A 24,542-nucleotide genomic window follows, 5' to 3' on the forward strand; every position below is an offset into this window, starting at 1 on the left:
TGTTTCCTCGGGTTGTGCTTCGGGGTGTTCGTCTTTCCAGGTGTTGACCCAGTTGCCCAGGGTCGTCGAGTTGATGCCGAGATCGCGCGCGACCTCGGCGACCGTTCGACCGGTCTGGACGACCATCTGCACAGCCTCCGCCTTGAACTGCGGGCTGAACTTCCGGCGCTTCGCGGGCATGGACACGATCCTCTCAAATCAGGATCCGTGTCCAACATCCTTGTTACACCTCACTCTCAACTCGCGCAACTGTTGGCGAGCCACCGGCGCGGCTTCTGCGTGTTCACTGTTGATGGCGCGTTGGTACAACGTGGCAGCGGCTTTCGGGTTATCCGTTGCGCGGAGCTCCGCCAGGGAGACCATGGCCTTTGGCGTTGTGTCAGGGTGACCGGTATCAATGGCGCGTTGAAGGAGACCCGCAGCTCGTTTCAAGTTGCGCTCGTCAGGAGGCAGGTCGTACCGGAAGAGCTCTGCCAAGGCGAGTAGTGCCTTCGGGGCCATGTCTTCGTGGTTGGAGGCAATCACGCGCTTATAGACGGAGATCGCTTCGCGGTATCGACCGGTGGCCTGAAGCACCCCCGTAAGCAGAAACGCTGCCACCGGTGCGCGCTCTGGCACATCGAGGTCCATCACAGCACGATAGGCATTTTCGGCTCCCGTCAAGTCGCCCTCATGCTTGAGCATGATGGCGAGTTTGATTCCAGCCTCGGCGGCAGCGTCGGGATCACCAGAGTCGATGACCCGTCGGTATATCGCGGTGGCCCGACTGATCTTGCCGCGCCCCCAGAGGTCGTGGGCGCGTTGGAACATGGCGGTCGGATCGTTTCGCCTGAAAAGCGTCATGACCCATCGTCACATGCTCCGGCCGGGACCGGTCCCGCGGATGTTCCAGCCCCAAACCAGTGCGCCGTGACGAGTCGCCAGGCCGATGATGAAGGCGGAACCTGGTAGTGAAGCCTCATTCGGGTGAAGCCGTGTCGTCCTTGTCACGATTACGGATAGTGAGCGGCGGTGGGCTCGTGGATTCCTTGAGGTTGTGACGACCGAAGGCATCAAAGAGCGACCGCTGCCGCGTTTCGAGCATAGGACCGGCCTGGATACCGAGCAACTACTGTTGTTGGAGCGGGAGGTCTGCACCCGGATCGGGTCCTGGCAGCCAAACACTGGCCGCCGTAAGGCCTTGGAGCTGTTCGACGCGATCGTGGTCTGTCTCGCCTACTTGCGGCACAACACCATCCAAGCCGCACTCGGTGAGCAGTCGCGGGTCTCGCAGGCAACGGTTTCACGCTATGTGGAGGCGCTGGAGCCGGTGGTCTCAACCTGCCTCGATCAGTTGGCGTTGGACCTGCGTGAGCAGGCCCTCCGCTCCGACCTTGTAGTCGATGGATTCCTCATTCCAACCCGCGACCTCTCCGCCCCAACGGGGCTGTTCTCCGGAAAGCGGCTGTGTCCTGGCTTGAACGTGCAGGTCATCACCGATCTGCGTGGGCGGGTGGTCGATGGCGGGCGGATTGTGGTCGGCTCGGTCCACGATGCGAAGGCGTTCAAGGAATCGGGACTGGCGAAGGCCTACGAGATTCACACGACCGGGGAAGGCCCGAGCCTGATCGGCGACCTGGGCTATATCGGCGTGGTGCCACTGACCCCGTACCGCAAGCCGGAGTATCGCGAGCTGACTGCCACCGAGCTGCTGTTCAACCGGACGGTCAACCGGCGCCGCTGGGTGGTCGAGCAGGGGATTGCGCATCTGCGCTCTTGGAGGGTACTCGCCACCGGTTACCGTCGGCCGTTGTCGAAGGCAGACCGGACACTACAGACCGTGCTCAAACTCCAGATGTACCGGCATCACTCACAAGCGGCTTTTGCATAAGCTTCCGGAAAGTTCATGCAAAAGCCTCTTTCGAGTGACGCCGGTACATCTGGAGAGTTCGCGGTACTCCGGTTTCTTGACCGGGGTGAGCGGCACGACGCCGATATAGCCGCAGTCGCCGATCATGCTGGGGCCGTTGCCGGTCAGGTGGTGCTCGTAGGTCTTGGCCAGGCCTGATTCGCGGAAGGCGCGGGCGTCGTGGGCCGAGCCGGGCAGCAGGCTTCCAGCGTCGACCGGGCGCCCGTGCAGGTCGCAGACGACCTGCGCGTTCAGGCCCGGCGCACCGCGCTTGCCGGAGAAAAGTCCCTTCGGCGAGGTGAGGTCGCGGGTGGGGATGAGGAACCCGTCGACGACCAGGTCCGATCGGGCGGCGCGGGCCTGCAGGTCGATCGCGAGGCGGTCGAGGCAGCACGAGACCACCGGCTCGAGCGTCTCGATGTAGCGCGAGACCGTTGCCTGGGAGACGCGCGCTTGTTCGCCTATAGCGGCCTGGATGGTGTTGTGGCGCAGGTAGACCAGGGTAAGGATGATCGCTTCGAACAGGTCGAGTGCCTTGCGGCGTCCGGTGGCCGGCTGCCAGGAGCCGATCCGGGCGGCGACTTCGCGTTCGAGGTACAGCAGTTGCTCGTAGTCGAGGCCGGTCCTATGCTCGAATCGCGGCAGCGGCCGTTCCTTGATTCCTTGAGTGCTCACAACCTCGAGCGATCCACACGCCCGCTGCCGCTTTCGGTGCCTACCAGCCCATCCCGGACACGGGATCACCCGAACGAGTCTGCATCAGGCTCTATGCGGGTTCTGCCGTCCATTGATGAACGCGGTCCGCGATGTTTGAGGCCATACACACCGCTATCACAGAATTTACTCATGTATTGGTCGGTTGAATCTTTTTCGGGCGTATGATCGAAGTATGGGTACAGTTCTATGGATTCTCATCGTCGTCTGGGTCCTGCTCGCGATCGTCGGCTTCGCCATCGAGGGCCTGCTCTGGCTGGCTGCCGTCGGCATCGTACTGTTCATCGGCACCATCGTCTTCGGACTCATCAGACGACGCGCTGGCCGCAGCACGGCCTGATCGTCGGCTTCGCTCGGCAAGGGTGGGGTTTCGCTCCGCCGCGAACGGGCATGCCTCCACCACCATCAAGAGGAGGACACGGTCATGAACGCAGCGATCACACCGGCGAAGCCCCCGGGAACCCTTGCCGAGCAAATGCATGAGAAGGACTGGCGCGATGACGGACCCGGTGACGATCACGGCGAGAGGAGCCTCCTCCGGTCGGTGCTGCCCTTCCTCGCGGGGTCGGTCGCGGTCGGCATCGCGGTGGTCGCCCTCATCGGGGTGGAGCTCAACCGTAGGCGAAGATCGAAGTCGTTCCTCGGACGAGTCGTGGCCAGGGCCGAGGACGCCAAGGATGCTCTCGCGCATGCCGCTGCCGGAATGCCCGATCGTGGCAAGGCCGCGGCGCGACGACTGTGGCGCTGACCCGATCGCTTGGCGCCTGTCGGCGTCCGCTCAAGTGATGAACCTTGCGACTCCAGAGCCTCCGAACCCCGTCCGCGCCGCGCTGCCATCGCTCGTCTGGAAGCATGTGGCTGCCGACCTCTATGCGGCTACGATCGACGGCGAGTTCGCCGGGTACGTCGCCGCCTTCAAGGACACGCACCAGGCGTTCGGGCCTCACGCCCAGCACCTCGGTTCCCACCGGTCGTTCCGCGCCGCGTCGGCCGTGATCGACCGCTGGTGGACCCTGGCGGACGGCAGCCGAGCATCGCCTGGGCTGTTGAGACCTGCGCTGTCCGCGAACGCAGGGGAACGACCGACGGCAACTTCCGCAGCATCGTGACCGAATCGGTAGAGTCTGAATACGCAGCGTTGTTGCTCGTGATGGACCTTCGCCGTCCCCGGCAAGAAGAGCGCCGAACCGCACCGCGGATGTCAGCATGAGGGCCCTCCGACACCTGCCCCGTGAGTAACGCCCGCTCACCGGGCCGAAACCACTACACCCAGCCCGGGACTCCACGCCCGGCCGATCCCAAACCGGGCACACCGGTTTGCCAGCCGAACCGATGCAGGACGGTGGCCTCATATGGCGCCCCAAGACTCCAGCAGACAAGGCCGCGACAACGCATTCGGGGAACTCGCGCCCTTGTTCGAACAGATAGCCGTGCTCACCGACAACGACTTCCGGCGGGAGGGCCTGCGCGGCCGGATCATCACCGGGTACCTGCCGCTCGCCACCAACATCGCCCGTCGCTACGCGGGCCGCGGCGTGGGTATGGACGACCTGGTCCAGGTCGCCAACGTCGGCCTCATCCACGCCGTCGACCGCTTCGACCCCTTACGGGGTGTCGACTTCCTCTCCTTTGCCGTGCCGACGGTCATGGGAGAGGTCCGCCGCTACTTCCGCGACACCGCCTGGCCGGTGCGCCTGCCGCGCCGCCTCCAAGAACTGCGCATGGCGATCAACACCGCCGACGCCCACCTCTCCCAAACACTGGGCCGACCGGCCACCCCCGCCGACCTCGCCGAGCGGCTGGGCATCCCCGAGACCGCAGTACGCGAAGGGCTGCAGGCGATCCATTCGTTCCGGTCGGTCTCCCTCGACCAGCCGTCGCCCTCCGGCGGCCTTCCGCCAGCCGAGGCCATCGGGGCCGACGACCTCGCGCTCGGGTCGGTCGACGACCTCGAGTCCCTGCTCCCGCTCCTGCGGGCCCTGCCCGACCGCGAGCGCCGGATCCTCTCGCTGCGGTTCTTCGGCGGCAGGACGCAATCCCAGATCGGAACCGAGATCGGCATCTCGCAGATGCACGTCTCCCGGCTGCTCAGGAGCACACTCCTGGAGCTTCGCGGGCACATGCTCGCCGCACCGCAGGAGCGCGAGCGCAGGGTCTGACCGCCTGCCGGTCGTCCGAGTCGCTCAACCCGCCGTGGCGCGAGTGTGCGGATGGCGCAGGGGTTCGCCGTTGCGGTGCAGCTGGGTCAGGGCCTCGCGCCAGGACTGGATGAGGCCGGTCGCGCTGTAGGGGATGCCCTTCTCAGCGCAGAACTTCTCGACGATCGGCCGCGCCCGTGCCAGGTGGACCGACGGCATGGCAGGGAAGAGGTGGTGCTCGATCTGGTAGTTCAGGCCGCCGAGGGCGACGTCGGTGAACCAGCCGCCCTTGACGTTGCGGGAGGTCAGCACTTGCTTTCGCAGGTAGTCCAGCTCGGTGTCACCGACGAGGGTCGGCATGCCCTTGTGATTCGGCGCGAACACCGAGCCCATGTACAGGCCCCAGGCCGCTTTGTGCACCACGATGAACACGATCGCCTTGCCAGGTGAGAGCACCAGGAACACCGCCGAGAGGTAGACGACGAAGTGCGCTGCAAGGAACGCGGCCTCCCAGCTGCGGTGCTTCAGGCCCGCTTTGAAGATCGATCTGATGCCCGACCAGTTGAGGTTGAAGCCCTCGAACAGCAGGGCCGGGAAAAACAGCTGCGCCTCGTACTTGACGACGAACCGGCTCAGGCCCTGGGCCGCGCGCGCCTGGCGCTTCGACCACACGAACAGGCCCGGGGAGACGTCGGGGTCGAGCTCCTCGTGGTTGGGGTTGGCGTGGTGGCGGTTGTGCTTGTCGGTCCACCAGCCGTAGCCCATGCCGTTGGCGAGGTTCCCGGTAAGCCAGCCGACGCGCTCGGTGGCGGCGCGGCTGCGGATGATCTGGCGGTGTGCCAGGTCGTGGCCCAGCAGCGCCACCTGGGCACTGACCAGGGCCAAGAACACCGCCGTGAACATCTGGAACCAGGTGTCGCCGATGAGGGTGAAAGCCGTCCAGGCGGCGGCGAACACGGCACCGACGAGTGCGAACCGGAGCGTGTAGTAGCCGGGGCGACGGCGCATCAGACCTGCCACTCGAACCCTGCGCGAGAGTTCGGCGAAGTCGCTGCCGCCCGCCCGCGGACCCGGCGCGTCCTCCGAAGGAGCCGCCCCCGACCCTCCCGCTGGAAGGTGAGCTGAGCCCTTGAAAACCCGCGCTGAGGCATCAGCCACGGCACTATCTCCTCGCCAGTGACGATACGCGCTCTCAAACCTATCCCCTTCATTATGTCACAGGACACGGCGACAACGATGCCCTCGAAAGAGCCTTTTGCATGAGCTTCCGGGCGTCCCCACCAGCGGGAGCCGGCCATGCCTCCCCAGTTGGCGAGCACTCTCGTTGTGTACTCGTCCTCCTGGTAACGCCGGACGTGGGCGGCGATGCGGGTGGCAATTGAGGGCCAGGCCGGGCCGAGCACGTCATGTGCGGGGATTCCGGGGAGGACGAGACGGTCGCCGTCACACAGGACCTGCTCGATGGCGGTGAAGTCGGGGGTATTGGTGGCGGGGTTCATGTGCGGTGCGATGTCGCGGGTGGCGATCAGGCTCATCCACGACATCTGCGCGTCGGTGAACAGGTAGTGCCAGGGCTCGAGCGTGTTGCGCCACGCGGAGACGACCACGCCGACCGCCGCGAGGGGCGCCAGGACGTCGTCGGGGACGCCCCGCTCGGCGACGGCCGAATCGGTGCGCGCGAATTGCTCACGAAGGGAGTCTGTGATGGGCTCCTCATTGTCATCAGCCAGTGCCGGAGGCTGGCCCGTGGTCAATTTGTTCAGGAACTCCTGCAGCGCTTCGAAGGCGTCTTCGGCGTCCTCGGTCTTGTACCGCTCGACGGACTTCTTGTATTCGATCGCTGCCGGGTCTTCGCCTGCATTTTCGGCGCGCCTGCGCCGGGCCCAGGCGTACATGCGCAGGTCCGAGCAGAGAGCGTAGTCCCGGACGCGGTCGAGGATCGCCTCAACGTACTCAGTGGTGAGACGCGGCGGAGTCAGGGGCTGGTCCTGGGGTGCGGTCACGGTTGAGTGCTCCTGTGCGGGTGAGTCGTGGTGATGGTCGTGTGGCCCGGTCAGCGCTGCAGCGAGTCGTAGAACTCACGGGTGAGGCTCTCGGGGTTGCCAAAGGCTTCGTTGATGTCGCCGTTCAGCTCTGCGCGCAGGTCGGGGAGTTCGGGGCCTTGGAAGGCGGGGGATTTGAGGTAGCCCTTGATCTCCGCAGCTGCGGCAGTCCACCACTTCAGGGTGCCTCTCGCGCCCTTCTGCTGTTTCCGCTGGGCCAGGAGCTGGTCCCACACTTGCAGTTCCCACGAGTTGCGTGCGGCTTCGGGTGAGATGTCACCTGAGAGCTGCTGGTGCATCCACATGGTCAGGCGCTCGGCAGCGGCCGAGGATCGCTTCGAGGTGTCGAGGGAGAACACCCACCACACTCGCCTCCGGAGGTGAAAGACACGCGAGACGAGGGCGTCGAGTGAGTCGTCCTGGAGTTCGTCGACGACCTCGCTCAGATCACGGACCATCCGTTCGACCTTGGTCACGCCGTCCTCCACCATGTTGGCCGCCGATCCGGCGCTCATCGCGGCGGACTCGGCGTCCTCGGCGGCGGAGACGGCACGGTGCGCCGTGGCCGTCAGCTCCTCCAGCGGGCCGCCGATGTTGCGCTCGATAGCCTCGGCGATCTGGTCGACCTGGGACCCCACAGCGCCGACGGCCTCACGCAGCTCGGTGGTGGTATGGCGGAACCTGGTGGCGAACGAGCCGGCTTCGCGGTCGAGATAGACCCGGAGCAGCTCGTCGTCCGTCATGGCTCTCGTGGACCGGCCCTGCCGCGTTTGCCGTCGTCCTTGCCCGTCGTGGTGCGGTGCTGTGGCGGGCCGCACCTCGACTCGTAGAAACGGGTGCTCCTCGTTCACGGCCTCCTCCACGACGAACAGCTCCACCGGAATCGGACAGATGGTGCTTGATGCATCCAGAATCTGCGCCACCGACTGGTCGAGTCCGTTCGACAAGCCGTACACGACGCCAGAGGTCAAACCGGTTACCCGGTCAGTCACCTCTTCCACGCCCACGAGCAGGTGAGCGACTTCGCGGGAGGGGTCGAGTGCGACCCAGTTCGCCAACGCCGCCAACGTCGCTGACTTGACCGCTTTGGCTTCGCGCTTGTACTCGATCCCCGCGGACTCGCCCGCGGCAAGCAAAACTTCAGCCTCCGTGCTCATGTGCTGATAGCGCGTGGGACGCGCGACGCCATCCATCCAACGGTTGTAGCAGGGCAGTACGACAGCACCCAAGCCTCGTCCTTCGCCGCGACGTGTCGCAGCCCGACAGGCGCGAAGTTGCGGCGATAGTTCTGGGTCAGGAGTGCCCCTCGCTCGATCAAAGAGAATGGGGATGCACATGCCGAGGAAGCAGTTGCGGGTCCGGGTCGCCGGCGACCAGCGCGAGGAAATCGATCCCCATCAGATCGCGCAGATCCTGCTCGATCTGATGGGCCCGGCTCAGGTGGAGGCTCTCGCCGCCGAGGCCGAGCGCTCCGGCAGTCCGGGCCGCGGCTCAGGAGTCTGGCAGGAACAGGAACAGGAGGAGGACGGCGGGCGCCCATGGTCGTGAGCGCCCGCCGCCGGTCATCTAGATCGTACCGAGTACTTCTTCGCTCCGGCTTCTCGCAGGTTCGTCTTCACGCTCGACAGACTGATGCCGTACTGCGTGGGGTCGCCTGGAAAGACTCACTGACCGACTGAGAGTCAATGTTGAGGTCGATCGAGCACCACGTGGGGAGGCCAGTTCCCAGGGTGGCTGCTCGCCTTGCCCCCACAGCCCGGGCCCCAGTACCCTCATTCGCTCACGATCTCAACCCAGTCCTCACCTGAGCGCTGACATCCGCAGGAATCGACTCCGCACGAACACAACCAGAAGAACTAGCATGGTCTATGGCCACCTCTCATCCCATGAGCCCCTCACCGACACCGTACGGTTCGGTCCGGGATCTGCCGACGTTTCAACAGCTCTCGCAGCAGCTGCTTGGTATGAAGGCCCTCTCGCTGTTCTCTTCCGAGCTGAGAGCCAAAGCCGCCGAGCATCAGCAACTTCTGGACCATCTCGTCAGTACCGTTGACGACTTCTACGAACAGCTCGGCGCGCGGAACTGGATCTTCCATGCCCTGCTGAGCACCAAGAAAGTTCGCTTGCTGCTGGACGAATCCGCGGATGCGGCCGAGGCGGAGGAGCGCTTTATCGCGCTGTATCAGGACCACCGGACACTCAGATGGTGGATCTCGACACTGAATCGGCAGCCGGGATTCCAGGTCCGGATGCGACAACTCAGGCAGGCGCTCAATCATTACGAGGACAGACAGTTCGACAGCTGCACCCTGCACTTGATCGCGGTCATGGACGGATTCGTCAACGACTTCCAACCAGCGGTGCGCAAGGGGCTCCATGCTCGGGACGCGGAGGACATGACGGCCTGGGACAGCGTGGTGGGACACCACATGGGCCTGACCCATGTGCTGAAGACCTTCAACACCTCGAAGAAGCGACGGGTCGACGAAGAGGTCTTCGAAGTGTTCCGGCACGGGATCGTCCACGGCACCGTTGTGAACTTCAACAACGTCGTAGTTGCGACAAAGACATGGAACATGCTCTTCGCCGTCGCCGACTGGGCCACCGCCACAACGAAAGCAGCAGAACCCCCTGAGCCCCAAGCCGGATGGCCTGAAGCAATCCAGGGACTCCAGGAGCTTGGACGGCGCTCCCGATACAAGGAGGGATTTGCGGCACGGCGCCTGACTGCGGATGCCCCGACCTTCGACCAGGACCCCGTCACCTCTCGGGCCCGCGCACTGCTCGAAGCCTGGGAACGTCGCCAGTGGGGCAAGGTCATGGCATTTCTTCCCCCTAAAGACGTCCAGAGAATGGGTACGAGACTGGCCATTCAGATGATCAAGGACACGCTCAGCGAGGACCTTGTCCTCAACCACTGGGCGCTCACTTCGGTCGACTACAACCGCCCGTACTGCGCCGACGCCGAAGCTGCGGCAGCGGTGAACGGCGACGACGGACTCCTGCGCATCCGGTTCAGCAACCATGATGCGCACGGCACCATCAGCGTGCCCGGTACTCCTGACACCGACTGGTACGTCACGCTGTGGACGCCGAGACAATTCTTCTCTGCCGACAACTAGCGCAGCGGAACACGCGAGGTTTAGAGGTTGCTGCAGGGCTTCTCGACACGCGGGCAATGAAAGACGCCCGCAGGCTGAGCGAGCTGCGAGCCTGGGCTCTTCTGCTTCCGGCGAGTTTGAGGAGTCTCGATGGCGCGAACGTCACCCCCGCTGAACGAGCGCCAGCGCGCGTCGTTGCGGTTGATCGGGGATGGTGATGATCTCAGCGGGGATGATCGGGTGGGTCTGCGGATCTCGGCTCGCTCGCTTGCTTCCCGTGGCCTGGTGACGGTTCGCAGGACTGGCGGGAAGTGGCAGGCGACGATCACTGAGGCCGGCCGGGACTTCCTCGATCGGGACGGCGCCCAACCTGGGGACACGACGCGGGCATCTGAACTCGGGTCGCCGCCGAGGCAGCAGCGGCGTGTGCTCGACGCGGATGCGGAGTCGAATCCGGGACCAAGCGCGAGAATGCGTCCTGCCGTCCCAGGGGCTCGCCGCCAGGAGGCGCTGTCGCTGGTCGAGCAGCTGGTCCGGGAGCGCAGGATCGTCGTCCCGAGTCCGAATGAGTCCGAGCGCGAACATTGGCGCAAGACCATCCACTATGCAAAGCGGTACGAGCTGGTGCCTGAGGGCGAGTTCATCGAGTGCACCAAGGCCGGACGCGGCGGCTTGGTCATCGCGCTCGTGGCCAGCGTCCATCCCAATGCCGCCCGCAAGAGCGCTGCGGCCCTGGCGCCGGTGCCGGTGCCGCAGCGGCTGGACCGCCTGCACCTGGCCGTAGCCCGGCTCCGCGACGATGCCGGGAAGCTCGCCATGCCGAAGCAGCTCCGGCACCGGGCCCTACTGCTGTTGCAGGCGCTCGCCGCGGCCGCCGAAGAACGCGGCTGGCAAGTCCGGGATCGCTCGGCCGGGGCCGAGCTGCACTACAGCGGCATCCGCCGACAGTCAGAGCACCGTGAAGGCTGGATCTGGGTGGTCGTCGAGGGGTACTCCTACCGGGTCACGATCGATCAGGAGTTTCCGCAGACGCTCGATGCGGTCAAATCGCAGTCGCTCAAGATCGAGCTGCCCCATACAAGGTCGGGCAGTAGATGCCGTTGGGCTGACCGCAAGACGGGCACGCTGGAGGATCGCCTGCCCGAAGTCATCGATGGCCTCGCTACTCGTGCGGCTGAAGACCGTGAGCGCGCTGCGATCGAGGAACAGGAGGCCGCCGAGCGGCAGCGCGCCCGCGAGAAGGCCGAAACGGACGCTCATTCGAAGGCGTTGCGGCACTTCTACGCCGAGACGTTGTACCAGCAGGTGTCAGCATTCGAGCGTATGCGGGCGATTTCGGCATACTGCGATGCTTTCGAGGAGCAGATCGCGGCGGCCGATCCCGCCGCCCCGGAGCTGGAATCAGCCGCTGAGTGGCTCGAATGGGCCCGGAGCCATGCCGCCGAGATCGATCCGCTCCGGGCCCTGCCGACCATGCCCGCTGCCCCCGTGTTCACCGCCGAGCAACTGGCACCCCATCCGGAAGAGTCCGATTCCTCTGTGCGGCAAAGAAATCAGCTCCGTTCTGCTCAGTCCGAGTACCTGGATCCCGCTCTGATGATGATGCTTCAGCTTCAGGCCGAAAAATCATCCTTCAGCAGGTGGCACCCTCACGTTTGAAATGACCGTTTTGACCGATTAATATGATTTGACCGAAATGCCTGGGCCGCTGTGGGGCCGGAAACGGGCCGGATTTCACCGGGTACAGCCGATCGGAGCCGGACAAGAGGAAACCCCGCCTTCCAGTGTTGTTCCTGGTAGACGGGGTGTTTCGCCTGGTGATGAGGGTGGCCAGGGCCGGGGTCGAACCGGCGACCTTCCGCTTTTCAGGCGGACGCTCGTACCAACTGAGCTACCTGGCCAGACGTACACAACGCGCGCGTTGCCGTGAACACTGTACAACATCCCCGGTCGGGCCACCGAACTGGTATTGCGGAGAACGTGACGCCCGCCCCCTCGGCACACCGGGCGCGGCGCCCGATCAGGCACTTGCCCGCCGGGGGCCTCCCCTCGACGGGTCGGCGCGAGCCCCGTTGAACCAAGTCGAAGCGCCGCAACCCTTCCGAAGGGGCAGTGGAAGCCGTCGGCGGGCGCGAGTAGCGTACAGGGCACCCTACCCCCGAGGAGGTTTTCGTGACCCGACTCGCTGCCACCCCGCCGATGGGCTGGAATTCGTGGGATGTGTTCGGGACCTCGGTCACCGAGGCCGAGACCCGTGCGAACGCCGAGTTCATGGCCGAGCACATGGCCCAGTACGGCTGGGAGTACGTCGTCGTGGACATCCAGTGGTACGACCCGGCGGCTCGGGCGGGCGGTTACAACTCGGGTACCAAGCTGGTCCTCAACGAGTACGGCCTGCCGCAGCCGGCCCCGAACCGGTTCCCCTCGGCCGCGGGCGGCGCGGGGTTCAAGCCCCTCGCCGACCACGTGCACTCGCTCGGCCTCAAGTTCGGCGTCCACATCCTCCGCGGCGTCCCCCGCCAGGCGGTCGCGGCCGACACCCCGATCAAGGGCAGCGAGTACTCGGCGGCGCAGATCCCCGACCGCGAGCGGCTCTCCTCCTGGGTGGACGACAACTGGGGCATCGACCACTCGCACCCGGGCGGCCAGGCGTACTACGACTCCCTGATCCGCCAGTTCGCCGACTGGGGCGTGGACTACGTCAAGGCCGACGACATGATCGCCCCCTACTGGGAGGATGAGGTCGAGGCGTTCTGGCACGCGATCGACCGCGCCGACCGCGACATCCTCCTGAGCCTCTCCCCCGGCATGAACCTCTCCACCGCGCGCGCCGAGCACCTCAAGGCCCACTCGCACCTGTGGCGGATCTCCGCCGACCTCTGGGACCGCTGGCGCGACATCAACGCCCAGTTCGACCTCCTCCGCGAATGGGCCCCGCACGCCGGACCCGGCCACTGGCCGGACGCCGACATGCTCCCTTTGGGCCGCATGGGCATCCGGGCCGAAGTCGGCGAACCCCGCGAGAGTCTCTTGTCGCCCGACGAGCAGCGCACGATGCTCACCCTCTGGTGCATCGCCCGCTCCCCGCTCATGGTCGGCGCCGACCTGCCGGGATCCAGCGCTGAAACGATCGAACTCCTGACCAACCCCGAAGTCCTGGCTGCGCAGCGCCACCCCGTCGGCGCCCGCGAAGTCTGGCGCGAGGGCAAGCACCTCGCATGGGCCTCCGAAGACGGCGCCTTCGCCGCCGTCTTCAACCGTGGCCAAGAAGCCGCCGAGCTGGAACTTCCCTGGTCAGCTCTGGGCGTGTCCCAGCCCGCGGAGGTGCGGGACTGCTGGAACCGCTCGGACATCGTGCCCGGCGACCACCTGCGGGTGAAGCTCCAACCGCACAGCTCGGCGTTGTTCCGGCTTTCCTAGGTTCGCCCCGCGGGGTTGTCCCGTTTCGATCGGGCGCCGGCTCGGCGCCGTGGGCCGGTGCTGCGGCCAGGCCGCGTCGTTGGTCAGTTCTGTCTCGTGAATCGGGCTTGGGTTATCGGTGGTCTCGGTTTGTCGGTGCGGGCGCGTCGGCTGGTCGCCGACGCGCCCGCGTCTTGTTCCTCGCGAGGTGTTCTGGCAGGAGCCGCGCGGGAGTGCACTCCCGCGCGGTCTTCGGGGGCGGCCCCCGGGGTATCCCACATTCGCCGCCAGTCCTGCCAGAACCGGCACCACCTCCCTCCTCCTCCAACCACCACCAGGAGGAAGGCGTTTTTGCTACTAACGATCACAGATCAGACAACCCGTGTACAGGAGCGATTCCACGCCTGTGGATAACTTCGTGAGTATCGATTATTTTGCCTGGTGGCGTGGGTGTGGATAACGCGGCAGGAGTTTCGGGGTCGGTCATCCACTGGACGAGCTGGATGATGACGCCGTTGGGGTCGGCGGTCTGGAAGTAGCGCTCGCCCCATTCCTCGGTCTCGATGGGAGTGGTGATCTCGACGCCCTCGGCCTGGATGCGTTCGTACTCGGCGTCGATGTCGTCGACGACGAAGGCGAGGAGGAGGCCGTCGGCATGGCCTTTCGCGCTTTCGGGCTTGAAAGTCGGCAGGCCCGTTCGCAGGAAGATGACGTTGAAGCCCGCGTCGGGGCGGGAAAGGGAGATGAACCCGTCAGCGGCCATGTCCTCGGTGAAGCCGTAGTGGCGCTTGAGGAACTCGGCGGAGGCGGTCGGGTCGGCGACGTTGAGCGAGACGGCGGACGAGGTGATTCGCATGAGCGCTCCTAGCGAGGTCGTTTCTTCGTACGCTGTATATTGTACTTAGTACGTCGTACGATGTACAAGTTTTCTGGATAGGATTTACGCGTGACTAGTGCCACTGAGACTCCGAAGCCGAATCTGCTCGAACTGCTGTGGAGGGCCGCCCCAGAGGCCGGCCGCGGGCCGCGGAAGGGGTTGACCGTCGATGCGGTGGTCGCCGCCGCGGTCGAACTCGCCGATCGCGAAGGGCTCGAAGCCCTCACCGTGCGGCGGTTGGCGCAGGAGCTGGGGAAGGCGCCGATGACGCTGTACACCTACGTGCCCGGCAAGACCGAGCTCGTCGCGCTCATGCTCGACTTCCTGTTCATCTCCATGGAGCGCACCGAGGTCGGAGGGCGGCCCTGGCGCGAGCGGCTGGCCGCGGTCGCCCAGGACAACTACGCGCTCTACCGGGCCCACCCGTGGGCGGCCGCCGCATCGCCGAGCCGGCCGCCGCTCGGGCCCGGGCAGTGCGCGAAGTACGAGCACGAGCTGCAAGCGCTCGAAGGGCTGGGACTCGGCGACGTCGAAATGGACGACGTCCTCGCGCACCTGCTGGGGTTCGTGCGCATCGCCGCCCAAGACGCGGCCCAGGCCGACGCCGAGCGCGCCGCCAGCGCGATGAGTGACCAGGAGTGGTGGGAGGCCAACGGGCCGCTGCTCGCGAAGGTGCTCGACCCCGAGCGGTTCCCGACCGCGGTGCGGGTCGGGCAGGCCGCCGGGGAGGCGCACGACGCGGCGTACGACGCGGACCATGCGTTCGCGTTCGGGTTGGAGCGGACGCTGGACGGGTTGGCGCCGCTCATCGAGCGGTGACCGGGACGCGCTCCCGGAGCGTGTCCCGGGGAGCCCCGGCGTCGGCCTGTCCGCGGGCGCCGGTTCAGACCCGCAGCGGTTCGTTCAGGCTGTCGGGCTTCCACCGTCGCCTGCCGGCGACGACCAGCGACGAGAGCGCGAGCGCGCCCACCAGGTAGGCGGCGAGGACGATCAGGGCCCGGGTGAGGGCCGCGGTGTCGCCGCCGCTGATGGTGACGCGGAGGGCGTCGACGACGTAGCTCATCGGGAGCAGCGGATGGAGGGCCTGGAAGAACCCGGGCGTGGTCTCGACCGGGTACAGTCCGCCGGCGCTGGTGAGCTGGAGCATGAGGAGGACCACGAGGAGGAGGCTGCCGGCGGTGCCGAAGGCGAGTTTGCACAGGTGCGCCATGGCGGAGAACGTGAGGATGACGAGGATCGAGAATCCGATCGTGTCGAGGGCGTTCGCGGGGTCGAGGCCGAGGCCGAGGTCGATCGCGAGGTAGAGGGCGGCCGCGGACAGGACGCCGAGGAAGGCGGCGGGGAGCCAGCCGCCGAGGGCGATCGGGACGGAGCGGAGGGGTCCGGCGAGGGCGCGCTGGTTGGCCGTGGAGAGGACGAGGTAGGCCATGAGTCCGAAGACCCACAGAGCGATCGCGATGAAGAACGGGGCGAGGCCGCGTCCGTAGGTGTCGGCGGGGTTGAGGTTGTCCTCGCTGATGGCGACGGGACTGCCGTAGGCCTCGGCGTTGTCGGCGTCTTCGGCGGGGTTGGTGCTGGGGACGGATTCGGCGGCGGTGGCGAGGCTCGCGGCGAGGGTGCCGGCGCCGTCGTGGAGGTCGGTGAGGCCGTCGTGGAGGTCGGCGGCGCCGGTTTCGGCGGTGGCGGCCGCGGCGGCGACCTGGGAGGCGCCGTCGGCGACGTCGGCGGCGCCGGTCTGGAGGGCGGTGAGGTCGGCGGAGGCCTGGTCGAGGGTGTCGGTGGTGGTGGCCTGGATCCGGTCGTCGGCGGCTTGGATGTCGCTGTTGGCCTGGTCGGCGTCGGTGATGAAGCTTTGGAGCGCGGTGCAGGCGGCGGGGTCGGCGTCGGGGTCGGCGGTGCAGAGGGCGTCGTAGGCGGCGGCGAGGTCGGTGTCGGCGCGGTCGGCGAGGTCGGCGGCGCTGGAGGCGCCGGTCTGGATCCGGTCCCAGTTGTCGGCGAGGGTCTGGACGACGGGCTGGGCGGTGCCGACGGCCTGGTCGACGCCGTCGCTGACCTGGTCGGCGCCGTCGGCGACCTGCTGGGCGCCGGTGGTGAGGTCGCCGAGTCCGGTTTCGAGGCCGGCGGCGCCGGCCTGGGCGGTGGCGAGGCCGTCGGTGAGGTCGCCGGCGCCGCCGGCGGCGTCGGTGAGGCCCTGGTTGAGGTCGGTGAGGTCGCCGAAGATGGTGGTGGCGAAGGTGACGTAGACGGCGGTGTTGATCTGGTTGCGGAGTTCGGCTTCGGCGGTGGAGGCCATGATGCCGGCGACGTAGCCGTTGGCGTCGTTGAGGTCGAATTCGACGGTGGCCTGTTCGGGGTCGGTGCCGGAGAGGCTGGCGAGGCGGGCGGAGAAGTCCTCGGGGACGGTGATGACCATGTAGTAGTCGCCGTCGTCGAGGCCGCGGGCGGCTTCGGCGGCGGTGGTGAACCGCCAGTCGAAGATGCGGTCGGCTTTGAGCTGGTCGACGAGCTGGTCGCCGCCGTTGATGGCGGTGGTCTCGCCGTCGGTGGTGACGGTGGCGCCCTGGTCTTCGTTGACGACGGCGACGGGCATGTGGTCGAGCCTGCCGTAGGGGTTCCAGGCGAACCAGAGGTAGAGGCCGCCGTAGACGAGCGGGATGAGGACGATGGCGGCGAGCGCGAGGCTGCGGAGGGGGTGGCCGCGGAAGCGTCGGAGTTCGGCGGCGGCGAGTCTGAACGGGCTCAGGATGATGGTGCTCACTGGTGGCCTCCGGCGTGCTCGAGTTGGGGGTTGGTGTGCTGGTGGGTGTCGTGGCCGCGGAGGTCGATGACGGTGTCGGCGGGCGGTCCGGTGCGGGTGCAGGCGGCGATGACGAGCTGGCCGGCGTCGGCGACGGTGCGGAGGGCTTCGAAGACGCGTTCGGCGCCGCTGATGTCGAGGCCGGTGTCGGCGTCGTCGACGGCGATGGCGGGGGCGCGGCTCGCGGCGGCGCAGGCGATGGTGAAGCGGATCTGGTCGATGCGGGGGAGGAATCCGAAGGTGTCGCCGGTGTCGACGCCGACGGCGAGGCGGTCGAGCCAGGCGTGGATGTTGGCGGCGGTGGCGGCGCCGCCGGTGACGGTGATCGTCTCTTTGATGCAGGCGGCGACGGTGTGGTAGTCGGCGAAGCGGATGTGGGGTCCGGCTTGGGCGATGGTGAAGCGGCGGCGGATCTGGGAGGGGCGGGTCTGCCCGTCGACGCGGAGGGTGCCGGAGACGGGCCGGAAGCGGCCGGTGAGGGCGAGGAGGAGGGAGGAGCGGCCGTCGCCGCCGTCGCCGGTGACGGCGACGACCTGGCCGAGTTGGGCGGTGAGGGTGACGTCGGTGAAGACGGGGCCTTGGCGGCCGGTGGCGGTGAGGCCCTGGGCTTCGAGGAAGGGCCGGCAGTTGGGGTGTTCGAGCAGGGCGGCGCGTTCGGCGTCGGGGAGCGGGGGCAGGGCGGCGGTCGGGTCGGTCTCTGCCAGGGGCGGCAGGTCGGGTCCGGTCCCCGGCATGGCCGGTTCGGGCTCGGGCGGGGCCGGGGCCGGTCCGGTCTCGCGGGGCGGGGCGGTGCGCTCGGCGTCGGGGAGCGGCCTGGGGGCGGGGGCGCCTTCGCGCGGATGTGCGATCGGCGCGGGCCCGGGTGCGGGGGCCGGGACGGCTCGGGTGGTGGTCGATTCGGTTGCGGGTTCGGTGATCTCGGGCTCGCCGCCGCGCACGGACGTTTCGGGCACGGCTCCGCCGTCGTCGCTCCTGTCGCTCATGGACACTATCCTCACAGGCCGGTGCGCCCTGGTTCGGGCGTTTTCATGGGATTCAGACTCCAGATATGTTACTCACGGGTAACTTATGATCGACTGGAGGCGGGCGCGCTGTGACCGGCGCTGCCCGCGCCGGGCCCTTACAGTTGAGGCATGTCGGAAACGCAACCCGCGAAACCCGCGGCACCCCGCCGCGAACACGCGCGAACCCACCACGGCGACACCGTCGACGACCCGTACGCCTGGCTGAAGAACCCCGAGGACCCCGAGACGCTCGACTACCTCCGGGCCGAGAACGCCTACACCGAATCGCGCACCGCGCACCTCGCCGGGCTCCGCAAGGCGATCTTCGGCGAGATCAAGGGCCGCACCCAGGAGACCGACCTCTCCGTCCCCGTCCGCAAGCGCGGCTGGTGGTACTACGGGCGCACCGAAGAGGGCAAGCAGTACGGCATCCAGTGCCGCGTCAAGGCCGCCGGCGACACCCCGCCCCAGGTCGAGGCCGGCGTGGCCGTCGAGGGCGAGGAGATCCTCGTCGACGGCAACGAGCTCGCCGAGGGCCACGACTTCTTCTCCCTGGGGACCTGCGACGTCTCCCCCGACGGGAACCTGCTCGCCTACGCGGTCAACTACTCCGGCGACGAGCGCTTCACGCTGCGCTTCAGGGACCTGCGCACCGGCGAGGACTTCCCCGACGACATCCCGAACGTCTTCTACGGCGGCTCGTGGTCCCTCGACGGCTCCGTGTTCTTCTACACCAAAGTGGACGACGCGTGGCGGCCGTACCAGGTGTGGCGGCACGTCCTCGGCGAGCACGAGGACAAGGACGTGCTGGTCTACCAGGAGGTCGACGAGCGGTTCTGGACCGGGATCGACCTGACCCGCTCCGAGCGGTACCTGTTCATCGTCTCCGGCTCGAAGATCACCACCGAGGTCCGCTACCTCGACGCCGCCGACCCGACCGGCGAGTTCACCGTGTTCGGCAACGGCCGCGAGCAGGGCGTCGAGCTCTCCGTCGACCACCAGGGCGACCGGTTCTGGGTGCTGCACAACCGCAACGCCGAGAACTTCACGCTCGGGTGGACGCCCGTCGAGGACACCACCCGGTTCCACGAGGTCATCCCCCACGACGAGGCCGTCCGACTCGAGTCGGCCGACGCGTTCCGGGACCACGTCGTCGTCTCCATGCGCCGGGCCGGGCTCTCGCAGGTCGCCATCTTGGAAGGCGGAGCCGGCGGCGACGCGAACCTCACCGAGATCCAGTTCGACGAGCCGATCTACTCCGTCGGCCTGGGCGAGAACCCCGACTACGAGTCGCGGCAGATCCGCCTCAGCTACACCTCGCTGGTGACGCCGTCGTCGGTCTACGACTACGACATCGACGACGCCGAGCTGCACCTGCGCAAGCGCACCCCGGTGCTCGGCGACTTCGACCCCGCCGACTACGTCCAGTACCGCGAATGGGCCACCGCCGCCGACGGCACGAAGGTCCCGATCTCCATCGTCGCCAAGGCCGGCGTCGAAGCCGACGGGACCGCGCCGTGCCTGCTGTACGGGTACGGCTCCTACGAGCACTCCATCGACCCGTACTTCTCCATCGCGCGCCTGAGCCTCCTCGACCGCGGCGTGGTCTTCGCGATCGCGCACGTCCGCGGCGGCGGCGAGATGGGCCGGCAGTGGTACGAGCAGGGCAAGCTGCTCCAGAAGAAGCACACGTTCACCGACTTCGTGGACTGCGCGAACCACCTCGTCGACGTCGGCTGGGCCGACCGGATCGTCGCCCGCGGCGGCTCCGCCGGCGGCCTCCTCATGGGCGCCGTCGCGAACCTCGCCCCCGAGCGGTTCGCCGGCATCCTCGCCGACGTCCCGTTCGTCGACGCGCTCAACACGATCCTCGACCCGACCATGCCGCTCACGGTGATCGAATGGGAGGAGTGGGGCAACCCGCTCGAGTCGCCCGAGGTGTACGCCTACATGAAGTCGTACTCGCCGTACGAGAACGTCACCGGCGACACCTACCCGCCGATCCTGGCGGTCACCAGCCTCAACGACACCCGCGTCGGCTTCCACGAGCCCGCGAAGTGGATCGCGAAGCTCCGTCACGAGAGCCCGCAGTCCGACGTGCTGCTCAAGACCGAGATGGAGGCCGGCCACGGCGGCCGGTCCGGGCGGTACGACGCCTGGGAGGAAGAGGCGTTCAACCTCGCATGGATCCTCGACCGTCTGGGTACGGCGTAAGGACGGAGATGCACAGGGGCCCGGCCGGTACGAACCGGCCGGGCCCCGTCTCGTCCCACCCGTCAGACCGGGGACTCGTCGTCCTCGTCGATCGGGATCTCCTGCAGCTGCTCGGCCGCGTCCGCGGGATCGGCTTCGTCGGGCACGTCCGGGTCCGAGACCGGCGCCTCCGGATCGCCCTCGCCTTCGGGTTCGGCGGAGTCGGCCAGGTCGAACTCGGACAACTCCTCGAAGTCGTCCGCCCATTCCTGCTGATAATTCATATACTCCACCGTAGTGGCGAGGGCCCGGTCCGGCCAGCGAACCACCAGGTAGCCTGAGTTACGCCTTCACATGTTCGTGGGCAATACTTCACCTCGAAGCAATAGTCTCGAGGCCATCAGACAGCGGCGTCTGGGTCTGGCCCCCGGTCGGGGAGCAATCAACGACTTGTCTAAGGAGCAGGCAGCATGCCTATCGCAACACCCGAGGAATACAACGAGATGCTCGATCGGGCGAAGGCCGGCTCCTTCGCCTACCCGGCCATCAACGTCACCTCGACCCAGACGCTCAACGCCGCCCTGGCCGCGTTCGCCGAGGCCGAGTCCGACGGCATCGTCCAGGTCTCGACCGGCGGCGCCGAGTACCTCTCCGGCCCGACGATCAAGAACAAGGTCACCGGCGCCGTCGCGCTCGCCGCCGCCGCGCACGAGATCGCCAAGAACTACCCGGTCAAGGTCGCCCTCCACACCGACCACTGCCCGAAGAACCACCTCGACGGCTTCGTCCGCCCGCTGCTGGCCATCAGCGAAGAGCGCGTCGCCCGCGGCGAGGAACCCCTCTTCCAGTCGCACATGTGGGACGGCTCGGCCGTGCCGCTCGACGAGAACCTCCAGATCGCCCAGGAGCTCCTGGCCCGCACCTCCAAGGCCCGCGTGGTCCTCGAGGTCGAGATCGGCGTGGTCGGCGGCGAAGAGGACGGCGTCGAAGCCGAGATCAACGAGAAGCTCTACACCACCGTCGCCGACGCGCGCGCCACCGTCGAGGCCCTCGGCTCCGGCGAGAACGGCCGCTACATGACGGCCCTGACCTTCGGCAACGTGCACGGCGTCTACAAGCCCGGCAACGTGCACCTGCGCCCGGAGATCCTCAAGGAGATCCAGGACGAGATCGGCAAGGACACCGGCAAGGACAAGCCGTTCGACCTGGTCTTCCACGGCGGCTCCGGCTCGACCGCGCAGGAGATCTCCGACGCCGTCGACTACGGCGTCATCAAGATGAACATCGACACCGACACCCAGTACGCGTTCACGCGTCCGATCGTCGACCACATCTTCAAGAACTACGACGGCGTGCTCAAGGTCGAGGGCGAGGTCGGCAACAAGAAGGCGTACGACCCGCGCGCCTACGGCAAGCTCGCCGAGGCCGGCATGGCCGCCCGCATCATCGAGGCCTGCCAGCAGCTCCGCTCCGCGGGCAACAAGATCAAGTAAGACTGCGCCGCAAGGCGAAACGAGAGGGCCCGGCCGCGTTGCGGCCGGGCCCTTCGGTTTTACTTCGATTACCAGTTGCCTTCGAGCTTGGCGTTGACCCTGATCGGTTCGTCGAGGACCACGCGGCCGTATTGCTCACTCACCAGATGGTATTCGCCCGCCTCGAGCCGGTAGAGATGCAGGACCGGCAGGCCCTCCGCTGCCTCAGAGACGAGAGGGGCGGCGGGCCTTCGGCCCGCCGCCCCTTGCTTTCGCTTGCGTTACTTCTTGAACCAGACCGCCGCGCCGCCGGGAAGGTTGCCGTCGACGAGGTCGGCGCTCGCCAGGAGCACCTCGGTGCCGTAGCCGGCCACCGGGACCGGGTCGTCGCTGAAGTTCACGACCGTGACGAGGGCGCCGTTGTCGAAGGCGAAGGCGTTGTCGCCCGGGTCGTCGAGCCAGGTCAGGCCGGTGACGCCGGCGCGCAGCTCCTTGCGCAGGCTGATCGCGGCCCGGTAGAACTCGAGGGTCGAGCCGGCGGCGCCGTCCTGGGCCTCGGCCGACAGCCCGGACCAGTCGGCCGGCTGCGGCAGCCACGGCTCGCCCGCCGGGCCGAAGCCGAGCGAGACGCCCTCGCGCCGCCACGGGAGCGGGACGCGGCAGCCGTCGCGGCCGATCTGCTCGCCGTTCGTGCGGAAGAACGCCGGGTCCTCGCGGACCTCCGCGGGGAGGTCGAGGACCTCGTTCAGGCCCAGCTCCTCGCCCTGGTAGACGTACACGACCCCGGGGAGCGAGAGCAGGAGCTGGGTGGCGGCCTTCGCGCGGGCCAGGCCGCGCTCGCCGCCGCCGTAGCGGGTGACGTGGCGCTGCACGTCGTGGTTCGACAGGACCCACGTGCACGGGGCCCCGACGCCGGCGTTGTTCGCGATCTCGGAGTCGATGGCCTTGCGGAAGTCCGCGGCCTGGAACGGCGCGAGCACGAGGTCGAAGTTGAACGCCTGGTGCAGCTCGTCGGGCCGCAGGTAGAGCGAGCGGCGCTCGGCCGAGTCTGTCCACGCCTCGGCGACGAAGATGCGGTCCCCGTCGTACTCCTCGATGATCGGGCGCCACGTGCGGTAGATGTCGTGGACGCCGTCCTGGTCGAAGAACGGGGCCTGCGTGGTGCCGATCATCTCGATCGTGCCGTCGCCGCCGGTGTCCGGGAGGCCCTCGGCCTTGACCATGCCGTGCGCGACGTCGATGCGGAACCCGTCGACGCCCCGGTCGAGCCAGAACCGCAGGACCGACTGGAACTCGGCGTGGACCTCGGGGTTGTCCCAGTTCAGGTCCGGCTGCGAGGAGTCGAACAGGTGCAGGTACCACTGGGCGCCGTCCGCGGTCTTCGTCCACGCGGGGCCGCCGAAGATCGACTGCCAGTTGTTCGGCGGCGTGTCCGGGTCGGCCGGGTCGACGTCGCGGAAGTGGTAGCGCGCCCGCTCCGGCGAGCCGGGGGCCGCGGCCAGCGCGGCCTGGAACCACTCGTGCGCCGAGGAGGTGTGGTTCGGGACGAGGTCGACGATGAGGCGGATGCCGGCGGCGTGGGCGTCGGCGAGCATCCGGTCGAAGTCGCCGAGGTCGCCGAAGCGCGGGTCGATCATTCGGTAGTCCGACACGTCGTAGCCGGCGTCCTTCTGCGGCGAGGCGTAGAACGGCGACAGCCAGATGGCGTCGACGCCGAGCCGCGCGAGGTAGGGGATGCGGGAGCGGATGCCCTCCAGATCGCCCATGCCGTCGCCGTTCGCGTCGGCGAACGAACGCGGGTACACCTGGTAGATGACCGCGTCGCGCCACCAGTGTTCGCTCATCGGTGAGTTCCCTTCAGTCTTCTCGGGGTGCCGCACCGGTGGAACCGCGTACGACGAGTTCGGGCCGGAACAGGTATTCCGACGACGGCGTGGGCTGCCCGGCGATCTCGTCGAGCAGGGCGCGTGCGGCGGCGGTGGCGATGTCGCGCACCGGCTGCCGCACGGTCGTGAGCGGGGGGTTGGTGTGGGCGATGAGGGGCGAGTCGTCGTAGCCGACGACTGAAAAGTCTTGCGGGACGGTGAGGCCGCGCTCTTCGGCGGCGCGGATCGCGCCGAGGGCCATCATGTCGGAGCCGCAGACGACGCTGGTGGCGCCGCGGTCGATGAGGCGGGAGGCGGCGGCGTGGCCGCCCTGCTCGCCGAAGAGGGTGAGTTCGATGAGCTCGGGTCCGACGCCCTGCATGGCGGCGCGGTAGCCGGAGATCTTGCGGCGCACGGGCCAGTACCGGTCGGGGCCGGAGACGAGGCCGATCCGGGTGTGGCCGAGCCCGGCGAGGTGCTCGACGGCGATGCGGGCGGCGACGGTGTCGTCGCAGGAGAACGACGCGGCTTCGACGCCCTCCGGGTGGCCGGTGACGAAGGCCACCGGGAGGCGCTTGTCCTTGAGCTCTTGGTACCGTGCGGTGCTCGCGGTGGTGTCCGCGTGGAGCCCTGAGACGAAGATGATGCCGGCAACCGCCCTCTCGCGGAGCATCTCGACGAACTCGTCCTCGGAGACGCCGCCGGGGGTCTGGGTGCAGAGCACCGGAGTGTAGCCCGAACCGGCCAGGACGTTCGAGATCGTCTGCGCGTAGAGCGGGAAGATCGGGTTCTCGAGCTCGGGCACGACGAGGCCGATGAGGCCGATGGCGTGCTTGCGGAGCGCCTGGGGGCGTTCGTAGCCCAGCACGTCGAGGGCGGTGAGGACGGACTGTCGGGTCTGCTGACCCACGCCGGGCTTGTCGTTGAGCACCCGGGACACCGTTGCCTCACTGACCCCGGCCTGCCGGGCGATGTCGGAGAGTCGAAGCCGCATGATGACAGCCTAGCGTATCTGAAACTTGGCAACAGTTTGGTTGCAAGGCTTTCCTGGT

At 67.6% G+C, this 24,542-nt stretch carries 23 protein-coding genes, 1 tRNA gene and 1 pseudogene; 12 read left to right on the forward strand and 13 right to left on the reverse strand.

Annotated elements, in window-relative coordinates:
* Positions 1-180, reverse strand: a 180-nt coding sequence (locus tag GFD30_RS08695) for a transposase (protein ID WP_153024806.1), incomplete at its 3' end; no start/stop codon positions are given.
* An 18-nt stretch (positions 181-198) separates the two neighbouring features.
* Positions 199-843, reverse strand: a complete 645-nt coding sequence (locus tag GFD30_RS08700) for a tetratricopeptide repeat protein (protein WP_153024807.1) — start codon at positions 841-843, stop codon at positions 199-201.
* A 193-nt stretch (positions 844-1,036) separates the two neighbouring features.
* On the opposite strand from GFD30_RS08700, the gene GFD30_RS08705 reads away from it, so the two are divergent.
* Positions 1,037-1,870, forward strand: a complete 834-nt coding sequence (locus tag GFD30_RS08705) for a transposase family protein (protein ID WP_153024808.1) — start codon at positions 1,037-1,039, stop codon at positions 1,868-1,870.
* Here the strand turns inward: GFD30_RS08705 and GFD30_RS08710 are convergent.
* Complete coding sequence (locus GFD30_RS08710; RefSeq protein ID WP_153024809.1) at positions 1,850-2,563, reverse strand: transposase family protein; 714 nt, start codon at positions 2,561-2,563, stop codon at positions 1,850-1,852. The genes GFD30_RS08705 and GFD30_RS08710 overlap by 21 nt on opposite strands.
* 214 nt (positions 2,564-2,777) lie before the next feature.
* Between GFD30_RS08710 and GFD30_RS26220 the strand changes: the two genes are divergently transcribed.
* The 4 genes from GFD30_RS26220 (at position 2,778) to GFD30_RS08725 (ending at position 4,761) form a co-directional block, all read left to right on the forward strand.
* The gene (locus tag GFD30_RS26220; RefSeq protein ID WP_181245995.1) at positions 2,778-2,942 is read left to right on the forward strand and encodes a hypothetical protein; all 165 of its coding nucleotides are present in this window, start codon (positions 2,778-2,780) and stop codon (positions 2,940-2,942) included.
* Between the two features lie 84 nt (positions 2,943-3,026).
* Entirely contained in the window at positions 3,027-3,350 is a 324-nt protein-coding gene (locus GFD30_RS08715) for a hypothetical protein (protein WP_153024810.1), read from the forward strand.
* Positions 3,292-3,711, forward strand: coding sequence for a hypothetical protein (locus tag GFD30_RS08720; RefSeq protein ID WP_153024811.1), 420 nt, complete (start codon positions 3,292-3,294; stop codon positions 3,709-3,711). Before GFD30_RS08715 ends, GFD30_RS08720 begins: the two co-directional genes overlap by 59 nt.
* A gap of 243 nt (positions 3,712-3,954) precedes the next feature.
* Positions 3,955-4,761, forward strand: coding sequence for a SigB/SigF/SigG family RNA polymerase sigma factor (locus GFD30_RS08725; protein WP_153024812.1), 807 nt, complete (start codon positions 3,955-3,957; stop codon positions 4,759-4,761).
* 24 nt (positions 4,762-4,785) lie between these two features.
* On the opposite strand, the gene GFD30_RS08730 is transcribed toward GFD30_RS08725, so the two are convergent.
* The 3 genes from GFD30_RS08730 to GFD30_RS08740 are packed head-to-tail and all read right to left on the reverse strand — an operon-like array spanning position 4,786 to position 8,011.
* Positions 4,786-5,748 (reverse strand): fatty acid desaturase family protein, encoded by a 963-nt coding sequence (locus GFD30_RS08730; RefSeq protein ID WP_153024813.1) that lies wholly within the window; start codon positions 5,746-5,748, stop codon positions 4,786-4,788.
* Positions 5,748-6,743 carry a hypothetical protein gene (locus tag GFD30_RS08735; RefSeq protein WP_153024814.1) on the reverse strand — a complete coding sequence of 332 codons (996 nt, stop codon included), beginning with the start codon at positions 6,741-6,743 and terminating at the stop codon, positions 5,748-5,750. The genes GFD30_RS08730 and GFD30_RS08735 overlap by 1 nt, the downstream gene beginning before the upstream one ends.
* Positions 6,744-6,793: 50 nt before the next feature.
* Positions 6,794-8,011 carry an AlbA family DNA-binding domain-containing protein gene (locus GFD30_RS08740; protein ID WP_153024815.1) on the reverse strand — a complete coding sequence of 406 codons (1,218 nt, stop codon included), beginning with the start codon at positions 8,009-8,011 and terminating at the stop codon, positions 6,794-6,796.
* A gap of 106 nt (positions 8,012-8,117) precedes the next feature.
* Between GFD30_RS08740 and GFD30_RS08745 the strand changes: the two genes are divergently transcribed.
* The 3 genes from GFD30_RS08745 to GFD30_RS08755 all read left to right on the forward strand — a co-directional run bounded on the left by GFD30_RS08745 (position 8,118) and on the right by GFD30_RS08755 (position 11,542).
* Positions 8,118-8,330 carry a hypothetical protein gene (locus GFD30_RS08745; RefSeq protein ID WP_153024816.1) on the forward strand — a complete coding sequence of 71 codons (213 nt, stop codon included), beginning with the start codon at positions 8,118-8,120 and terminating at the stop codon, positions 8,328-8,330.
* Positions 8,331-8,650: 320 nt separating this feature from the next.
* The gene (locus GFD30_RS08750; protein WP_153024817.1) at positions 8,651-9,904 is read left to right on the forward strand and encodes a hypothetical protein; all 1,254 of its coding nucleotides are present in this window, start codon (positions 8,651-8,653) and stop codon (positions 9,902-9,904) included.
* A 129-nt stretch (positions 9,905-10,033) separates the two neighbouring features.
* Positions 10,034-11,542 carry a hypothetical protein gene (locus GFD30_RS08755; protein ID WP_153024818.1) on the forward strand — a complete coding sequence of 503 codons (1,509 nt, stop codon included), beginning with the start codon at positions 10,034-10,036 and terminating at the stop codon, positions 11,540-11,542.
* Between the two features lie 168 nt (positions 11,543-11,710).
* Here GFD30_RS08755 and GFD30_RS08760 read toward each other — a convergent pair.
* Positions 11,711-11,784: transfer RNA gene (locus GFD30_RS08760), tRNA-Phe, on the reverse strand.
* A gap of 271 nt (positions 11,785-12,055) precedes the next feature.
* Between GFD30_RS08760 and GFD30_RS08765 the strand changes: the two genes are divergently transcribed.
* Complete coding sequence (locus GFD30_RS08765; protein WP_322633079.1) at positions 12,056-13,303, forward strand: glycoside hydrolase family 27 protein; 1,248 nt, start codon at positions 12,056-12,058, stop codon at positions 13,301-13,303.
* Positions 13,304-13,766: 463 nt separating this feature from the next.
* Here the strand turns inward: GFD30_RS08765 and GFD30_RS08770 are convergent.
* Positions 13,767-14,138: pseudogene (locus GFD30_RS08770) on the reverse strand (VOC family protein); the annotation flags it as partial.
* A gap of 90 nt (positions 14,139-14,228) precedes the next feature.
* On the opposite strand from GFD30_RS08770, the gene GFD30_RS08775 reads away from it, so the two are divergent.
* A complete protein-coding gene (locus GFD30_RS08775; protein WP_322633080.1) occupies positions 14,229-14,978 on the forward strand; it encodes a TetR/AcrR family transcriptional regulator C-terminal domain-containing protein in 750 nt (249 codons plus the stop codon).
* 64 nt (positions 14,979-15,042) lie between these two features.
* Here GFD30_RS08775 and GFD30_RS08780 read toward each other — a convergent pair whose 3' ends face one another.
* Positions 15,043-16,917, reverse strand: coding sequence for a YhgE/Pip family protein (locus GFD30_RS08780; protein WP_153024820.1), 1,875 nt, complete (start codon positions 16,915-16,917; stop codon positions 15,043-15,045).
* Complete coding sequence (locus GFD30_RS27520; protein WP_153024821.1) at positions 16,914-17,939, reverse strand: ATP-binding cassette domain-containing protein; 1,026 nt, start codon at positions 17,937-17,939, stop codon at positions 16,914-16,916. Before GFD30_RS27520 ends, GFD30_RS08780 begins: the two co-directional genes overlap by 4 nt.
* Before the next feature lie 150 nt (positions 17,940-18,089).
* Between GFD30_RS27520 and GFD30_RS08790 the strand changes: the two genes are divergently transcribed.
* Positions 18,090-20,174, forward strand: a complete 2,085-nt coding sequence (locus GFD30_RS08790; protein ID WP_153024822.1) for a S9 family peptidase — start codon at positions 18,090-18,092, stop codon at positions 20,172-20,174.
* 62 nt (positions 20,175-20,236) lie between these two features.
* Here the strand turns inward: GFD30_RS08790 and GFD30_RS08795 are convergent, their stop codons facing one another.
* Positions 20,237-20,437, reverse strand: coding sequence for a hypothetical protein (locus GFD30_RS08795; protein ID WP_153024823.1), 201 nt, complete (start codon positions 20,435-20,437; stop codon positions 20,237-20,239).
* 186 nt (positions 20,438-20,623) lie between these two features.
* On the opposite strand from GFD30_RS08795, the gene fbaA reads away from it, so the two are divergent.
* Positions 20,624-21,646 carry a class II fructose-bisphosphate aldolase gene (gene fbaA / locus GFD30_RS08800; protein WP_153024824.1) on the forward strand — a complete coding sequence of 341 codons (1,023 nt, stop codon included), beginning with the start codon at positions 20,624-20,626 and terminating at the stop codon, positions 21,644-21,646.
* A gap of 260 nt (positions 21,647-21,906) precedes the next feature.
* On the opposite strand, the gene GFD30_RS08805 is transcribed toward fbaA, so the two are convergent.
* The gene (locus GFD30_RS08805) at positions 21,907-23,469 is read right to left on the reverse strand and encodes a glycoside hydrolase family 13 protein (protein WP_153024825.1); all 1,563 of its coding nucleotides are present in this window, start codon (positions 23,467-23,469) and stop codon (positions 21,907-21,909) included.
* Positions 23,470-23,482: 13 nt separating this feature from the next.
* Positions 23,483-24,484, reverse strand: coding sequence for a LacI family DNA-binding transcriptional regulator (locus tag GFD30_RS08810; protein ID WP_153024826.1), 1,002 nt, complete (start codon positions 24,482-24,484; stop codon positions 23,483-23,485).
* Positions 24,485-24,542 lie beyond the last annotated feature (58 nt).

Source organism: Glycomyces albidus, assembly GCF_009451885.1.
Lineage (GTDB): Bacteria > Actinomycetota > Actinomycetes > Mycobacteriales > Micromonosporaceae > Glycomyces > Glycomyces albidus.

What these genes read in the sequence shown, in the direction of transcription:
- GFD30_RS08700 (WP_153024807.1), bottom strand. Translation starts at nt 843, where the DNA reads ATGACGCTTTTCAGGCGAAACGATCCGACCGCCATGTTCCAACGCGCC.
- GFD30_RS26220 (WP_181245995.1), top strand. Translation starts at nt 2,778, where the DNA reads ATGGGTACAGTTCTATGGATTCTCATCGTCGTCTGGGTCCTGCTCGCG.
- GFD30_RS08715 (WP_153024810.1), top strand. Translation starts at nt 3,027, where the DNA reads ATGAACGCAGCGATCACACCGGCGAAGCCCCCGGGAACCCTTGCCGAG.
- GFD30_RS08720 (WP_153024811.1), top strand. Translation starts at nt 3,292, where the DNA reads ATGCCGCTGCCGGAATGCCCGATCGTGGCAAGGCCGCGGCGCGACGAC.
- GFD30_RS08725 (WP_153024812.1), top strand. Translation starts at nt 3,955, where the DNA reads ATGGCGCCCCAAGACTCCAGCAGACAAGGCCGCGACAACGCATTCGGG.
- GFD30_RS08730 (WP_153024813.1), bottom strand. Translation starts at nt 5,748, where the DNA reads ATGCGCCGTCGCCCCGGCTACTACACGCTCCGGTTCGCACTCGTCGGT.
- GFD30_RS08745 (WP_153024816.1), top strand. Translation starts at nt 8,118, where the DNA reads ATGCCGAGGAAGCAGTTGCGGGTCCGGGTCGCCGGCGACCAGCGCGAG.
- GFD30_RS08750 (WP_153024817.1), top strand. Translation starts at nt 8,651, where the DNA reads ATGGCCACCTCTCATCCCATGAGCCCCTCACCGACACCGTACGGTTCG.
- GFD30_RS08755 (WP_153024818.1), top strand. Translation starts at nt 10,034, where the DNA reads ATGGCGCGAACGTCACCCCCGCTGAACGAGCGCCAGCGCGCGTCGTTG.
- GFD30_RS27520 (WP_153024821.1), bottom strand. Translation starts at nt 17,939, where the DNA reads ATGAGCGACAGGAGCGACGACGGCGGAGCCGTGCCCGAAACGTCCGTG.
- GFD30_RS08790 (WP_153024822.1), top strand. Translation starts at nt 18,090, where the DNA reads ATGTCGGAAACGCAACCCGCGAAACCCGCGGCACCCCGCCGCGAACAC.
- GFD30_RS08795 (WP_153024823.1), bottom strand. Translation starts at nt 20,437, where the DNA reads ATGAATTATCAGCAGGAATGGGCGGACGACTTCGAGGAGTTGTCCGAG.
- fbaA (WP_153024824.1), top strand. Translation starts at nt 20,624, where the DNA reads ATGCCTATCGCAACACCCGAGGAATACAACGAGATGCTCGATCGGGCG.
- GFD30_RS08805 (WP_153024825.1), bottom strand. Translation starts at nt 23,469, where the DNA reads ATGAGCGAACACTGGTGGCGCGACGCGGTCATCTACCAGGTGTACCCG.
- GFD30_RS08810 (WP_153024826.1), bottom strand. Translation starts at nt 24,484, where the DNA reads ATGCGGCTTCGACTCTCCGACATCGCCCGGCAGGCCGGGGTCAGTGAG.